We start from the raw sequence: 14207 nt of genomic DNA on the forward strand, positions 1-14207 counted from the left end.
GCGGGGTGTTCAGTACCGATCGGCTTCGACGCCACGGAAGATCGGTGCCTTGGCGGCATGCTGTACAGCGTTGGCCTTCGCCAGCGCCTGTGCCCTTCCTCAATTCGGCAGAAGTGGCAGTGGCGGATCCACGGACTCGACCACCGCTTTGCCGAGCGTAACCATTGCACCCGCTGCAGCTGACGGGTTGATGGAATCGTTTGCCGCGCTTGCTCAATCGGTGAAGGCGGATGTCGGTCTGGCCATCGGTCCTACCGGTGCTGCGGTTGGCGCTCAAGTGTTCGGGCACTGGACTTCGGGTCCGGCATGGTCCACATCGAAAGTTCCCGTGGTGATGGCGGCGATGCGGGACCAGCACACCGCTACGCCGACGACGACCATGTCGGAGGCGATCACCGCCTCCGACAACGCTGCCGCAGAACAGATTTGGGCCAACCTTGGCGAGCCGGAGGTCGCGGCACAGAAAGTTGACGCGATATTGCGGGAAGCGGGTGACCAGACAGTCGTCCAGGCCCGCCGAACCAGGCCGGAGTATTCCGCATTCGGCCAGACCATCTGGCCTCTGGCCGACCAGGAACGTTTTCTGGCGATGGCGGCTTGTGATTCGCGCAATGCATCGGTGCTGGACCTGATGGCGCACATCGAGGTCAGCCAGCACTGGGGCTTGGGCACAATCCAGGGCACCTCGTTCAAAGGCGGGTGGGGTCCGTCGCCGGCTGGAAAGTATCTGGTGCGTCAGTTCGGCATCATCAGAACGCCTGCCGGCGCGTTGACGGTCGCCGTTGCCGCCGAACCGGCAACGGGTTCATTTGACGATGGCGTAATCGCGCTCAATGCGATCGCGAACTGGATCGCGGCGAACCTTCGGCAGTGGCCTGCCGGGCACTGCTGATCAAAGATCGCGGTACACCATCCACGAGCCGGGTGTGCCCAGGCACATCATCGGTTCGCCATCAGTAGCCTGCGCGAGTTGGCCGTTGTCCGGACACGCGGTCCCCAGTGTTCGAACGCCCACCACCGGCGCGCTCAATCCATACGACGGCGATGGGCTCGGCAGGCACGCCAGCGTCTGGCCGTCGTGCGTGATCCCGAACACGAATGTCTCTGTGTTCGTACAGGGTTGGCCTGGCACGGCCTGAGCGAGGCCGGGCAGGTCGGGCGGTGTCGAGGTTCCGCCCTGTTGTGTGCCCCGCCGAGTGGCCGCCGCGTAACTGTTGGCTGCGTCGTAAACGCCGTTGGACTGGAGTAGGGGCTGAAATGTCGGGCAATTACTGTTGACCGCGCCCGCCAGGATGTACTCGGCCTGGGCGCGGCTGAACGGCTGCTCGGCGTACCTACGGCTGTCGTCGATTATGGCCGCCAGTTCGGTTCCGACAGCATCCCTGTCGGCGGCAGCGGCAAGGCCACCGCACACCGATTGTGCGGAACGGCCGACGTAGTCGTCGGCTTCGCTGAGCGCGTCTGCGTGCGCCGACACTGCGGGCATGAAAGCGGAAGCTGCCGCCGCGGCTAAACAGAGCGCATGCAACGCCGGTTTCAGCTGCATTCCGAACTCTCCCCAAAACCTGCGGCCAGACGGATGTCCATCATCCTGCCACAACGTGGTCGTCTCCATAGTGACTGTGGCGGTTTACCGTCCGCCTCGCGGAGAGTCGACTTTCATTTGCCCAACCCGCTCAGGAAAACCGCCGGAACCACCGCCACGGCGGTGACCCGCTTGTTAGCGTTTCTGTAGCCGGATTGGAGGAGGCCTCCACATTGGTGGGCTATGCAGATCGGTACTAGCCACCTACACGACATAACCTGAAAGTCCGCTTTGACTCCGAGGAGCGTTATGGCAGCGGCCCGCCCTGCGCCGGCGTCGTCCGCAGCCGCCTGGGTCCTCGCGGTGGATTTCGGGACGACAGCGACTGCTGCGGCGGTTCGCGGACCCGACGGCACGATATCGGGTTTGGTGTTGGCAGACGGCGCGGCGACCATGCCATCGTCGGTCTTTGCCGGCCCGTCCGGGCTGCTGGTGGGTAAGCGCGCCGACAGGGCTGCGGCAGACGAGCCGGACCGTTACGAACCGACACCGAAGCGTTGTGTCGGCCGTCGGAGCGTTTTGTTGGGAGACAAGGAATTTCGGCCCGCCGATCTGATCGCAGCGGTGTATGAGGCGATCATCGGAGAAGCGGTGCGTCAGCACAACAACACGCCACCGTCCACTCTGGTGCTCACTCACCCGGTTGCCTGGACGGACGCGCGACTTGCTGTGCTCGGCGATGCGGTGGAAATTGCTGCCCGCGGATTGGGCATCGAATTGCCCGAGCCCGTGTTCATCCCTGAACCCGTTGCCGCAGCCGCGCACTACGCACGCCCCGCTTCCGGTCATCAAGATGACGACGCCACCAGCCTCATACCCATTGGCGGTGAAGAATTCCTGGTTGTCTATGACCTGGGTGGCGGCACCTTCGATGCCACTGTGCTCCGACACGAAGGCTCGGAGTTCGAGGTGCTCGCCTCCGGAGGGATCGACCCACTCGGGGGATTCGACCTCGACAGTCGATTGCTGAACTATCTCGGCACCCGGCACTGTGAGCCTGTCGCGCCGGATCTGTGGCGGACGTATTCTGCTCCCGAACCGTTCGACCACGCAGCCGGTGCGCGGCGCCGCGCACTCGAATTCGGCGTCCGCCAACTTCGAGAAGACCTATCTGCGCAGAACCAGCAAACCATCCGCATACCCGGACTGACTGACGAGGTGCTGGTCACTCGCAATGAGTTGGAATCGGTGATCCGTGCCGACATCGAGGCAACGATCGCGGAACTCCGCGCGACGGTCGACCGAGCCGGGCTGACGATGGATCAGGTGGCATGCGTCTACCGGATCGGTGGCGCCGCCCGCACCCCATTGGTGGGTTCGTTGCTCGACCAGTTACACCGTCCGGTTCGCGTGGTGGATCATCCCAAGACTGTCGTCTGCCTCGGCGCCGCCGCCCCGGACTCGCGTGACCGGCCTCCGCCTTTGACCACGCTGGCGACGGTTGAGGTTGAGGTGCCGCGTGCTGCGCCACCGCCAGAGCCGCCGCCACGCCCTGGATGGCGCCCGACTGTCCCCGATTGGGCGGTAGGTAGGAAGACATCGCAGCGGCCTGTTGCCAAAGAAGGTCCGGCTCCCGTTTATCCGGACGGCACAGTCACGCCGCCCGCGGCGCAACACACCGATCCATACCCGCGTCCTACGACGGGGCCGGTCGACATCGGCGCAACCGTTCCGGTCCAGTACGTCTCGCCGATCCAGGGTCTGGTGGGTGGGCAGCTCGTCTCGATTCCGCTGGGAGGGCCCGGGCAACAGCCGCCTCCTTCTGCTGGGAAAAGCTATCCGTCGCCCCGCATTCCCTACCTCATCGCTACGGTGCTGGCCGTGTTGGCTGTCGTGTTCGCGGTCGTCGCGGAGGATGTCTCTGCACGGGGGGTCGGCTTTCAGCCGGGCACGCTCATTGTCGCCGGCGTCGACCCGGCTACTGGTCAAACACCAGTGGTTGATCTGACTCAGCCGATCCCTATCGCGGTTTCGCATCCCGACGGTGACGCGGTCGGTATGGAACTTGATGTCCTTGGCGTGCGACTGTTGCGGCAAGTCGAGCGGCTGTCCCCGAATGGGACGGTAGCGATGCCGCCGCCGGTCCACCCCCTTGTGCTGGCCGGGAGGCTCACCGGAATCGTCACCGTCATGCGAGCAGACGTTCCGACTGCGACATATCGCTTCACCTTTCAGTCTCGACAGCCGGCATACACAACGGCTTTCGCGATCTCGACGTTGGTGCTCGGATTGTTCGCGCTGGGTTTTCTCGAGTCCGGCTTACGCGCGTTGCGACACGCCCGACGCCGCGCGGGGGCGCTCGTCACGGTGGTGGTCAGCGCCGCGTCGCTTGCCGTGGTCGGCCTTACCGCCGTGTGGATTCTGACCGGCCGCCAGCCGTCGACCGAGGCGCTACTCGGCTCGGCGGAACTGGCTGCGGCCTCCGGCGTCGCGCTGTCGATCGCCGTCGGCCGGGCTGGGCGGGCCAAACGCGGGCGGAGGCGCTAGGTCAATTCGACACGTCGCCACGAATTTGTTGTGACGTGCCACGATGGAGACAGGGCAAACGATCGAGCGGTGTACCGATGAACGGTAGCGGCAGGGCGTCGGGGCGTGTGGTCGCGCTGATCGCGCTGCTGTTCGTCGTTTCCCTGGCGCTGCGCGGGTACCTGCCAGGTAGCGATCACCCACACCCCGACAAGGCGGCAAGCAGCGCCGCGAGCCAGGTGGGCATCGACTCCTTACTGGTCGTCTCGGTGCTGATCGTCGCGATCGCCTTCATCGCCTCGCTCCGGCGTCCCAGGACGACCGGTGCGTCGGCGGCCTTCCAGCTGCCGGGATCGTTCGACGGCAAGCTCACGTGGAAGCCCGTCCGCCGCCTGTTGCTGATCGGCGCCACCGCACTCTTGGTCTTGCTGGTGATCCTCCTCGTGTTGTCGCATCTGCAGCTGCTGCAGCTTCCCGTTCTGCCCTTCACGGAACCCCCGCAGAACAAGGCGCCGATCGGCGCGGTGCCATCGCCGCAGCCATTACCGGCACCGACACCGCAGCCGACGGCGCCCCGGCAACGGGACTCCAGCGTTTTCGGTTACCTGCTCGCCGCCACCGTGGTGATGCTGCTGCTGTGGGCTGTCGGGGGTGTCATGGTCCGCAGGAGCCGGCGCGCTGCCGAACCCCAGCTGCCGGTCTCTGACGGCCCGCACGCGACAGTCGCGGAGTCCACACCGGAATCCCTCACGCGCGCGGCGGAATTCGGCCTTGCCGAGATCGGCGACCGCAGCCGCGGGCCGCGCGAGTCGATCATCGCCTGCTACGCCGCGATGGAGCGGGCCCTCGCGGACGCTCCCGGCGCCGCACCGCAGGACTCGGACACCCCGTCTGAAGTACTCGCCCGAGCCGTCGAACATCATGCGCTGCACGCGGGCAGCGCGACCGAGCTGGTCGCCTTGTTCGCCGAGGCGCGCTTCAGCCCGCACGTCATGACCGAGCGGCATCGCGAGATTGCCGCAGCCGCGCTGCTCCGGGTACTCGACGAGCTGCGGAGCCTGACATGAAGAGGCTTGTGGTCGTGGGGATCACGCTGGTGATCGGGGCGGAACTGCTCACCTTGCTCCTCGGCGATCGCCGAGCCGTCGGGTGGGTCTCTGCAGCGGCGGCGGCGCTCGTGCTGTGGGCTGTCCGCCGCCGACTGGCCTCCCGCGGACCGAGGTTTGTCGAACCGGCCGTGAACGACGCGGAAGAGTCGTTGCGGGACTGGATCGTTCGCACCGAGACACTGATCCAATGGTCGGAGACGACGCGCGGCGACTGGGATCACCACCTGCGGCCCACGTTGGCGCGGGAGTTCTTCATGGCCACCGGCCCGCAGCAGGCCAGGGACCCGGCCGCGATGCGAGCCACGGGGCGGATGGTTTTCGGGGATCAGTTGTGGCAGTGGGTGGACCCGCACGATGTCCGTCGGTCCAGCCGTGGCGAGCCCGGCCCGGGCCGGGCCACGCTCGATGAAATCCTGCACCGATTGGAGCGGCTATGACGACCAGCGAGACGCCGAAGCTGGCTCGCGCATGACCATGCCGGCAGAGCTGACGACGGCCCACTCCGAGGCGGTGCTCGACGAGATCGAACGCGTGGTGGTGGGCAAACGTGCCGCGCTGACCCTCATCCTGACGGCCGTGCTGGCAGGTGGCCACGTGCTCATCGAGGACCTCCCGGGTTTGGGAAAAACGTTGATTGCCAAGTCTTTTGCCCGGGCGCTGGGCTTGGCCTTCACCCGTGTGCAGTTCACCCCCGACCTGCTGCCCGCCGATCTGCTCGGCTCGACCATCTACGACATGCAGTCCGGCCGGTTCGAGTTCCGGCGCGGACCGATCTTCACCAACCTGCTGCTGGGCGACGAGATCAACCGGACGCCGCCGAAGACGCAGGCCGCATTGCTAGAGGCCATGGCAGAAAGCCAGGTGAGCATCGATGGCGAAACGCACCGACTGCCAGCGCCGTTCATCGTTCTCGCCACGGACAACCCCATCGAGTACGAGGGCACCTACCCGCTGCCGGAGGCGCAGCTCGACCGGTTCGCGGTCAGAGTCGAACTGAAGTACCTGTCAGGTGCCGACGAAACGGTGATGCTGCGTCGCCGCCTCGAACGCGGATCCGCCGAACCGACAGTGAAACAGATTGTCGATGCCCATGATCTGCTCGCCATGCGCGAGTCGGTCGAGCAGGTGACGGTGCACGACGACGTCCTGCACTACGTGGTGTCACTGGCGGCGGCCAGTCGCAGTCACCCTCAGGTGGTCGTCGGAGCCAGCCCCCGGGCCGAGCTCGACCTCGTTCAACTGGCGCGAGCGCGTGCCCTGCTGTTCGGCCGGGACTACGTGATTCCCGAGGACGTCAAAGCGCTTGCCGTTCCGGTGATTTCGCACCGGATCAGTCTCAAGCCGGAGATGTGGGTCCGCAGTGTCCACGGCAGCGACATCGTGGCACAGCTACTGCAACGCCTGCCCGTGCCGCGGACGCGTGGTGGGCCGTCGTGACGACCGCGGCCGTACCCCGTGAAGTCGAATTGCATTGGCGCGCCTCGTCGCTCACGAAAGCCGTTGCCACCTGCGCCGGTGTCGCCCTCGCCGCGGCGGTGCTCGGCCGGTGGCAGCTCGTCGCCTTCGCGGCGCCACTGCTGGGTGTGCTGTGCTCGATCAGCTGGCAGCGCCCGTCCGCCAAGGCATACGTACATGGGCGGCCCGGTCTGACCCGGTGCTTCGAGACCGACGAGACGCAGCTGACGGTGTGGGTGACGACGGACGCGCCGACCATCGCGGCCGAGGTGACGGTGTCCGTCGAATCAGGAATGGACGTCGAAGTTCTCGAGGGGAGTGCCGTGTCGCTGAAGACCGTCGCGGTGCGGGCCGAGCGCTGGGGCAGGTATCCGATCCAGGCTCGGGTCGACGCGGTGGCCGGCGGGGGACTGCTGGCCGGGACCGGCACTGTGGATGCTGCCGAAGTCTTCGTCTTTCCCGTTGCCCCACCGCAATCGACACCGATACCGCGCATCGAACTGCCCGACCGGCTCGGTACGCACCTCACCCGTCACGTCGGGCCGGGCGTCGAGTACGCGGATGTCCGTGCTTACCTTCCCGGTGACCAGCTGCGCACCATCAACTGGCCGGTGAGCGCCCGCCGGGGCCGGCTTCATGTCACCGAACGGCTGACCCACCGCGCTGCGGACGTCGTCGTGCTCATCGACACCAGCATGCAGCCCTCCGGCCCGGCCTCCGCCGCGATGGAGCGGGTCGTACTCGGCGCCGCGCAGGTGGTGCAGAGTGCACTGCGCAACGGCGACCGCGCCGGCATCGTCGCGCTCGGTAGCGCTCGACCGCGATGGATCGGTGCGGACATCGGCCAGCGCCAGTTCTACCGCGTGCTCGACGCCGCGTTGTCTGTGGGCAACGAGTTCGAAATCAGCACGGGCACATTGGCGCCGCGCGCAGCCGTGCCGCCGGGCGCGATCGTGTTCGCCTTCTCGACGTTGCTCGACACCGCCTTCGCCCTGGCGCTCACCGAGCTGCGCAACCGCCGGCACACCGTCGTCGCGGTCGACGTGCTGGAAGGGCCCCCGTTCGACGCCGAGCAGGACTCGACACTGGCCCGCATGTGGGCGCTGCAGCGTCATGCGATGTACCGCGACATGGGCATCGTCGGAGTCGACGTCGTGCCGTGGCCGTCGACTGTCACCCTCGATCAGGCGCTGCGACTGATGCCGATGCGCCGACGGGTCGCGCGATGACGACCGACGTGGCAACCCGGCGGAATCAGCCTGGTGCGCTGACACTTTCGACCGGTTTCGGCGTCCTCATGGTCGCGGTCGCCGGTGTCCAGGCCCATGGCACTGCGGTAATCGTCTCCATGGTGGCGCTGGCGGCGGTGGTTGCCGGAGTTGTGTTTCGGGCTGCGGCCACGGGGGCTGTGCTGCTGACGGTGCTGGCACTGGCGGTGTCCGACTCACCGCCTCTGGTCGCGGCACTGTCGGGACTGTCCGCGGCTGCGTACCTACTGTTGCGGCATGCGGTGGGTGCCGGTGTGGCCACCATGACCAGGCCGACATTGATTGCCATGCTTGGCTTTACGCTCGCCGGCGTGGTCGCCACCGCGGTGAAATTGGACCTACCGTGGTTGCCGCTGCTGGCGCCGCCGGCGGTGGTGATGATCTATGTGCTGGCCTTGAGTCCTCACACCGACTCGAACAGCCACGCCGCGACGAGTGGTCCCAATACCGTTGCGCCGCCGGAATGAGCCCACGGGTCCCCGACGCGGCGTAGGGTGGGTGAATCGGCGGTACTTCGCATACGGCTGTTCGAAGTCGTTTCGTCGCCGAGTTGATGAGTGTGGCCGATTCGCGGTCAGGATCGGAACTTCGCGACGAGGCCTGAAGCGCTGACGTCAAGTGGCGCCGCGCCTGACTCGTCCTGAACCTGTTTGGCTGCAGGGAAATTCATTGGCGCCAGCTGGTCAACGATAAAGACATATTTCGATAGATTGGATTGCCCTCATGACCGTCCACGTAACGCGGGACGGCGGTGCGATTGATGAGTTTGCCCGCTTTGCCGACCGCTACATCAAGCACACCGACGGTTCTCTGGAGATCGTTCGGTCCGGGTCTGCGCAGACCAACACGTACGAGCCGGGGATTTGGGTTGACGTGACCGGCGACGAGAAGCAAACGCGGCGTGCGTTCTTCCGCGACTGGATTGCTCGTGTCGGCGTCGGCCACAAGCGATAGGCAGGCCAGGATCTTCTCCGCGCGACTCAGCGCCCGGCGATGCTAGCTGCCATCGACCAGTACCTCGGTCAGTCGTAGCGCGCTGGTCGCGCGCCGGGAGGCGAGCTGTCGCGCTGAGCGCTGAATCTCCGCCGTCTGTTCCGTGCGGACGGCCTGGTAGCGCTGCAGTGCCGCGGCGACGTCACCGTCCCGAGCATCGGTCAGCTGACGCGCCAGCTCGGCACCGTCCTGGATCGCCTGATTGGCGCCCTGCCCGCCGAACGGCGTCATCGGATGCGCGGCGTCACCGAGCAGGGCGATGCGCGTGGACGTCCAGCGCTCGATGGGATCGCGGTCGTAGACCGGGTGCATGTACACCGGACCGGTTGCACCGCGGATCAGCTGACCCACCACGGGCTCGAAGTCGTCGAATTGCCGTGCCAGCGCTGTCACATCCGCACGTGCCGACCACAGATGCAGCGGCGGTTCATCGATGCCGAGGGTGGCGTCGACCGCTACCTGCCGGCCTCCGCGCACCGGCATCGCGATGACGTGTTTGGCGTAATCGGCCGAATGCCACGAACGCAGACGGTCGTTGGGGCGGTTCCCGATGCGGTCGACGGGGCTGACCGCGCGGAAGATCACCGAACCGCAGTAGTGGATTTCGTCATCGCTGAAAAGCCCGCGCACGGTGGAGCGCAGTCCGTCGGCGCCGACGACCAGCGGAGCGTTCAGCACGGTTCCGTCGGCGAAGGTGAGCGCGACGTGATCGTCGTGCTCGACGAGCCCGGTCAGCAAGTGGCGCAGGCGAACTCGGTCCCGGCCGATGTGAGCCACCATCAGTGCATGCAAATCGGCCCGGTGCACGGTGCGCGGTGACAACTGGGCATCGGCGTATCCGAACCGGCCGTGTTCGGAGCCGATTTCCGGGAGTGCTGCGTAGTCGGTGACGGACTCGACCTGACCGGATTGGTCGTGCGTCTCGAAATAGCGCGTCGCCGTGGAGATCTGGTTGAACTGCTCGAGCATGCCCCACTTGCCGAACAGCCGCAGCGTCGGTGGCGAGATGCCGAGCGGGCCGCCGACTTCGCCGAGCTCACGGGTCTTGTCCACCAGGATGGGGTGGTGGCCGCCCAGTCGCAAGGCAATCGCTGCGGCGAGGCCGCCGAGGCCGGCGCCGACGATGACGACCGGTGCGGTGGTGGTGTGGTCTGACACGGTGCGTGCCTTTCTACAGATGAGTGAAGCGCGCCAGGCCCTCGGCGTCGAGGGCGAGTCGGGACACGCTGTCCGGTCGGTGGCTGACGACGGTGCGCACGTTGCCGATCGGCAGCCACAGCCCGTCGTGAATGATCCGTCGCTGGATGTCGTGCACCAGCTTTCGGCGCTCTGTGGGGTCGGCACAGTGCAGTTGCGCGTCGAGCAGGTCGTCGAGGTGATCGCGTTCGGTACGACACATCGCGTTGCGTTGATCGACCGCGAACTGATACCGCAGCGCGTCGGGATCGATTGCGGTGTAATAGAAAAACCGGAAATCGTAGGCCCCCGTCTGCTGCCGTGACCGGAGCTCGCCGAAGTCGACGTCGCAGACTGCCAACTCGATGCCGTGGTCGCCCCACTGGTCGGCAACCGCGGCCAACAGTTCGGCATCGATCGGGGAGAACGAGCTGTTGAACACCACCTCGAACCGCAATCCCTCGGCGCCGGCGGCGTCGAGTAGCCACCGTGCCGTCGCAGGATCGTGCCGAAGCTGCGCCGAGCAGTCGAGGTGGTGCAGCGCGGTCGGCGTCAGCACCGAGCTGGCCCCGGAGTAGCCGCACGACTGCAGGATCGGGCGCAGTCGCTCGCGATCGATCAGCAGCGACAGGGCGCGCCGGATTCGGGGATCGGCGAGCGCACCACGGGAGACGTTGGGGCACAAGCCGTAACTGATTCCCGGGTTGTGGATCTCGGCGGTCAGAAAGCCGCCAGTGGCACCGGCGCGCACATCGGCGAGCCCGTCGTAACCCGCGTAGAACTGCAGGCGGTCCCTGCCATTGGCGAGGCACCCCGCGTCCACTGGCACCCATGCCCCAGTGCCCAGCCGCATGTCACCGGCAGACGGCTTGCTGACCGCCAAGTTCACACCGGCGAGGCTGTGCAGGAACGCGGCATTGTGCCGTTCGAACCGGAATACCACCGTCTCGCCGCGCGATTCCACAGCTGACAGCCCGGTGAGCGCGGCAACCGCCGACGGTAGGGGAGTGCTACCCGCAAGATCAGTCATGATGTCACAGAAGCTGTTTCGCACGAGATCGGCGGTCAGCCGGACCCCGTCGGAGAACCGCCCGCAGGGCGCAATGGTCAATTCCACCGTGAGCGGATCGGGACGCGACCAGGCCGACGCCAGCCACGGCCGCAGCTGCGCGGTCACCGGGTCGATGTCGACGAGGTTCTCGAACACCTGTCGCGCATAGGTTTTCGAGATCCCGTTGTGGGCCAGGCGCGGGTCCGCGGTGAGCTGCCCGGGCGGCCACGCGAAAGCGATGTCGTGCATCACCGTTCGACGTCCACACGAGTGAAGAGGGCCGGCCGCGCCGCGACGGACGCTACGAGGCCCACGACGGCGACCAGCACCCCGGCGAAGACGAACAGGCCGTGCGCACTGTCGAAGCCGCCGATTGCCGTCGCCCCGAACGACACCCCGATGGCAGCCCCCAGTGCCCGCAGGTAGTGGTACACCGCGGAATCGAACGTGACCCGTCCGGAGTTCGTCAGCACGTTCGTCGCCAGTGAACTCCACAGGAAACCCATGGCGCCGCCCATCACCGTCGCGCTGATCAGCAACGAACCCACATGGTCGGCGGTCGCCGCGACCCAGCAACCGGCGAGCACCAGGCACGCCGCCCCATAACCCACCAACCGGATGTTCTTCGCGTTGTCGCCGGGCCGGCCGAACCTCGAGATCGGCAACAATCCCGCGACCACCGCCATGGGGAGCAGCACGAGCGCGGCCCGGTAGGAGCTGAACGACTGCACCCGTTGCAGGACGTAGATCACCACCAAGGTGAAGGCATTGGTCGCGATGCCCGCCACGAAGACCATCAGGAAGCTGCGATACAGAATCGGGCGGCGGGCGCCGTCGCCGGCCGATGACCGGCAGGCGCCGATGACGGCGACGCCCAGCACCGTCGCGAGCGCGCTCAACAGGACCTTGGTCGCGAGGTCGGTGGTCGCCCCGACCGCGAGGAAGATCGCGACCTGCGCCAGCCCGGAACCGACAACCAAACCGGAACCCCGGCGGAAGCTGTCGGGCACTGCGTCTGGCTCGGGTCCCTCCGCCCGCGCGCCCCACGCCAGCAGCGGAATCGACATGACAGTGGTCAGCACCGTCTCGTACGGGAAGGCCCGCCACCCCCACGTGTCGTTGAGCACCGCGGTGATCGGCGGTGAACACAGTGCCGATGCCGACACCACCAGCCCCCAGGTGCCGAGGAACGCGGTGTGGTGGGCGGGATAGAACTGCTGCCGCGCGATCCGGAACAGCTGTGGCGCCAGCACGGCCGACACCGCGCCCTGCAGGAACCGGACGACGATGAGCACCCAGAACGCCGGGCTGAGGCTCGCGGCGATACCGAGTACCGCAAGCGCTGCCGAACTGACGTAGAACGCGGTGATCGGACGGCAGCGGTGCAGCAGCAGGCCGGCCGGCAGCAGGGCTGCGCAGAACCCGGCCAGGAATGCCACGCCGACGTTCGCGGCCAGCCCGTAGGGCAGATGAAAGAAGTCCGAGATCGACGCGTTCAGCAGAACGGTCGCGGAGGAATTCGAATAGAGGGTGTACTCAGCGAGGTACAGCGACGCCGCAACGGCGCAGAGAGATGGCTTCATTTCTCATCACAGGAAGAGGGAACGTTCGGGCAGCGAGAATCAGCGCGCGAATTTGTTCAGGGGCGCCAGGCGGGCGCGGTTCCAGATCGAGGAGAGAAAAGACGGGGTGCACGACGAGTGTGCCCGCACCATGGGTGCGGGAGCCTTGTCAGAACGAGCACCCACGCCGGCGACTATACCGGTCAGCGCCGGCTGAGCCGCCATTGCGTGCGGTCAGAATCCCTGGGCCAATATTTGCCGGAAACGCACCGCAGCCAGGCGTGTCGTCGTAATTGCGATTGCTGTATACGATGTATTTGCTGGTCAGAGGTTTGTCTTACTTTTCTGCATGCAGGTAAGATGCGTAGATGCTGATTCGCCACCTCCGTAACTCAGGCGTTGCTGGCGCCGTGGTGCTGCTGGCTGTCACGGCCCCGCTCATCATCGCGGGCGCTGCACCGGTGGCTGTCGCCGACGACTGCCCCGACGCCGAAGTCATCTTCGCGCGCGGCACCGATGAGCCGGCGGGGATGGGCCGGGTCGGTGATGCCCTCGTTGACTCGCTGCGCAAGCAGGCCAGTGGCTTGACCATCCGGTCGTACGCGGTGGACTACAAGGCCACCATCACGCAGCGGCACAGTGGTGAGGGCGCCAAAGACGCGATCGAACACATCAAATCCACCGCGGCCGCGTGTCCCAACACCAAGATCGTTTTGGGCGGCTACTCGCAAGGCGCGAGTGTGGTCAACATTGTGGCGGGCTTCTCCGGTATCAACTGGGGCAGCCCGCTGCCGGCCGAGTACATGAAAAACATTGCAGCCGTTGCGACGTTCGGCAACCAGGCCGACCGGACCGACGGAGCGCCGCCAACCCAGAACTCGCCGCTGAGTCCCAAAGCGATCGACCTGTGTAATCCCGCCGACCCGATCTGTCACGCCGGTGCGGGCAATTCCTGGAGCGGGCATACGCAGGGTTACGTCCCCGCGTACACCGATCAGGCCGCGGCCTTTGTCGTGTCCAAGCTGCTTGCCGGTTCATCTCGGACCGTGCCCGGGTACGGGGCATTGCCGGGCCCGCCGCCGGGATATGGCGCACTGCCCGGCCCGCCACCGGGGTACGACCCGCAATCGGGCTATGGCTTGCAGCCACCCAGTGTGGTCCCGTCCACCGTCGCGACGTCAACGCCTGTGCCGGCGTCGCCATCTCTCGCACCCGGATTGGTCTAGAGACTCCCTTGTCGCGGTCTCCAAAGGTTACTGGCGCGATGTCTACCGCTTCATCGCCCATGCCCCGCAACGGGATTCCCTGTCGGCGTGTCTGTGTCGTTGGACCGCAACATATTTGATATCGACAGCCATGAGTGCACCGTTGTCGTGCGCAAGCGCAGTCACCCCAGAGTTGGTGTGGAGCAACGGGTCTAGCGCGCTGCGGCATTGACGCAGCAGTGATAAAACCGGCGGAAGTCCGGCCGTGGTGAGCATGGCAAAGCCCTGAAGAATTGCTGTACGTCGCGCATTGTGCGGCGTACGCTTTTCTCCAGCT

At 66.3% G+C, this 14207-nt stretch carries 13 protein-coding genes; 9 read left to right on the forward strand and 4 right to left on the reverse strand.

Annotation, left to right across the window (positions count from 1 at the left end; translation table 11 throughout):
* The first annotated feature begins 70 nt into the window (after positions 1–70).
* Positions 71–892, forward strand: coding sequence for a serine hydrolase (locus tag QRN63_RS16610; protein ID WP_285031772.1), 822 nt, complete (start codon positions 71–73; stop codon positions 890–892).
* On the opposite strand, the gene QRN63_RS16615 is transcribed toward QRN63_RS16610, so the two are convergent.
* Positions 893–1486, reverse strand: coding sequence for a hypothetical protein (locus tag QRN63_RS16615; RefSeq protein WP_285031773.1), 594 nt, complete (start codon positions 1484–1486; stop codon positions 893–895).
* 348 nt (positions 1487–1834) lie between these two features.
* On the opposite strand from QRN63_RS16615, the gene QRN63_RS16620 reads away from it, so the two are divergent.
* The 7 genes from QRN63_RS16620 to QRN63_RS16650 all read left to right on the forward strand — a co-directional run bounded on the left by QRN63_RS16620 (position 1835) and on the right by QRN63_RS16650 (position 8837).
* Entirely contained in the window at positions 1835–4072 is a 2238-nt protein-coding gene (locus QRN63_RS16620; protein ID WP_285031774.1) for an Hsp70 family protein, read from the forward strand.
* Between the two features lie 77 nt (positions 4073–4149).
* Positions 4150–5118: a DUF4129 domain-containing protein gene (locus tag QRN63_RS16625; RefSeq protein ID WP_285031776.1), complete on the forward strand. Its 969-nt coding sequence runs from the start codon at positions 4150–4152 to the stop codon at positions 5116–5118.
* Positions 5115–5597, forward strand: coding sequence for a hypothetical protein (locus tag QRN63_RS16630; RefSeq protein ID WP_267316191.1), 483 nt, complete (start codon positions 5115–5117; stop codon positions 5595–5597). Before QRN63_RS16625 ends, QRN63_RS16630 begins: the two co-directional genes overlap by 4 nt.
* Before the next feature lie 31 nt (positions 5598–5628).
* The gene (locus QRN63_RS16635; protein ID WP_267316192.1) at positions 5629–6597 is read left to right on the forward strand and encodes an AAA family ATPase; all 969 of its coding nucleotides are present in this window, start codon (positions 5629–5631) and stop codon (positions 6595–6597) included.
* Entirely contained in the window at positions 6594–7844 is a 1251-nt protein-coding gene (locus QRN63_RS16640; RefSeq protein ID WP_285031779.1) for a DUF58 domain-containing protein, read from the forward strand. The genes QRN63_RS16635 and QRN63_RS16640 overlap by 4 nt, the downstream gene beginning before the upstream one ends.
* Positions 7841–8350, forward strand: a complete 510-nt coding sequence (locus tag QRN63_RS16645) for a hypothetical protein (RefSeq protein WP_285031781.1) — start codon at positions 7841–7843, stop codon at positions 8348–8350. Before QRN63_RS16640 ends, QRN63_RS16645 begins: the two co-directional genes overlap by 4 nt.
* Positions 8351–8606: 256 nt before the next feature.
* The gene (locus QRN63_RS16650; RefSeq protein ID WP_267316195.1) at positions 8607–8837 is read left to right on the forward strand and encodes a hypothetical protein; all 231 of its coding nucleotides are present in this window, start codon (positions 8607–8609) and stop codon (positions 8835–8837) included.
* Positions 8838–8879: 42 nt separating this feature from the next.
* Here the strand turns inward: QRN63_RS16650 and QRN63_RS16655 are convergent, their stop codons facing one another.
* From QRN63_RS16655 to QRN63_RS16665, 3 genes are read right to left on the reverse strand one after another with little or no spacing between them, the layout of a single operon-like run.
* Positions 8880–10034, reverse strand: a complete 1155-nt coding sequence (locus QRN63_RS16655; RefSeq protein WP_285031782.1) for an FAD-dependent oxidoreductase — start codon at positions 10032–10034, stop codon at positions 8880–8882.
* Between the two features lie 13 nt (positions 10035–10047).
* The gene (locus tag QRN63_RS16660; RefSeq protein ID WP_285031783.1) at positions 10048–11352 is read right to left on the reverse strand and encodes an ABC transporter substrate-binding protein; all 1305 of its coding nucleotides are present in this window, start codon (positions 11350–11352) and stop codon (positions 10048–10050) included.
* Positions 11352–12686, reverse strand: a complete 1335-nt coding sequence (locus QRN63_RS16665; protein ID WP_285031784.1) for an MFS transporter — start codon at positions 12684–12686, stop codon at positions 11352–11354. Before QRN63_RS16665 ends, QRN63_RS16660 begins: the two co-directional genes overlap by 1 nt.
* 347 nt (positions 12687–13033) lie before the next feature.
* Here QRN63_RS16665 and QRN63_RS16670 point away from each other — a divergent pair, with 347 nt between their 5' ends.
* The gene (locus QRN63_RS16670; RefSeq protein ID WP_285031786.1) at positions 13034–13891 is read left to right on the forward strand and encodes a cutinase family protein; all 858 of its coding nucleotides are present in this window, start codon (positions 13034–13036) and stop codon (positions 13889–13891) included.
* Positions 13892–14207 lie beyond the last annotated feature (316 nt).

This window comes from Mycolicibacterium sp. lyk4-40-TYG-92 (assembly GCF_030209435.1).
In the GTDB taxonomy this organism is placed as follows: domain Bacteria; phylum Actinomycetota; class Actinomycetes; order Mycobacteriales; family Mycobacteriaceae; genus Mycobacterium.

Bases quoted from the DNA above. Each gene is read 5' to 3' on its own strand.
- QRN63_RS16615 (WP_285031773.1), bottom strand. From the start codon at position 1,486: ATGCCCGCAGTGTCGGCGCACGCAGACGCGCTCAGCGAAGCCGACGAC.
- QRN63_RS16620 (WP_285031774.1), top strand. From the start codon at position 1,835: ATGGCAGCGGCCCGCCCTGCGCCGGCGTCGTCCGCAGCCGCCTGGGTC.
- QRN63_RS16625 (WP_285031776.1), top strand. From the start codon at position 4,150: ATGAACGGTAGCGGCAGGGCGTCGGGGCGTGTGGTCGCGCTGATCGCG.
- QRN63_RS16630 (WP_267316191.1), top strand. From the start codon at position 5,115: ATGAAGAGGCTTGTGGTCGTGGGGATCACGCTGGTGATCGGGGCGGAA.
- QRN63_RS16635 (WP_267316192.1), top strand. From the start codon at position 5,629: ATGACCATGCCGGCAGAGCTGACGACGGCCCACTCCGAGGCGGTGCTC.
- QRN63_RS16645 (WP_285031781.1), top strand. From the start codon at position 7,841: ATGACGACCGACGTGGCAACCCGGCGGAATCAGCCTGGTGCGCTGACA.
- QRN63_RS16650 (WP_267316195.1), top strand. From the start codon at position 8,607: ATGACCGTCCACGTAACGCGGGACGGCGGTGCGATTGATGAGTTTGCC.
- QRN63_RS16660 (WP_285031783.1), bottom strand. From the start codon at position 11,352: ATGCACGACATCGCTTTCGCGTGGCCGCCCGGGCAGCTCACCGCGGAC.
- QRN63_RS16665 (WP_285031784.1), bottom strand. From the start codon at position 12,686: ATGAAGCCATCTCTCTGCGCCGTTGCGGCGTCGCTGTACCTCGCTGAG.
- QRN63_RS16670 (WP_285031786.1), top strand. From the start codon at position 13,034: ATGCTGATTCGCCACCTCCGTAACTCAGGCGTTGCTGGCGCCGTGGTG.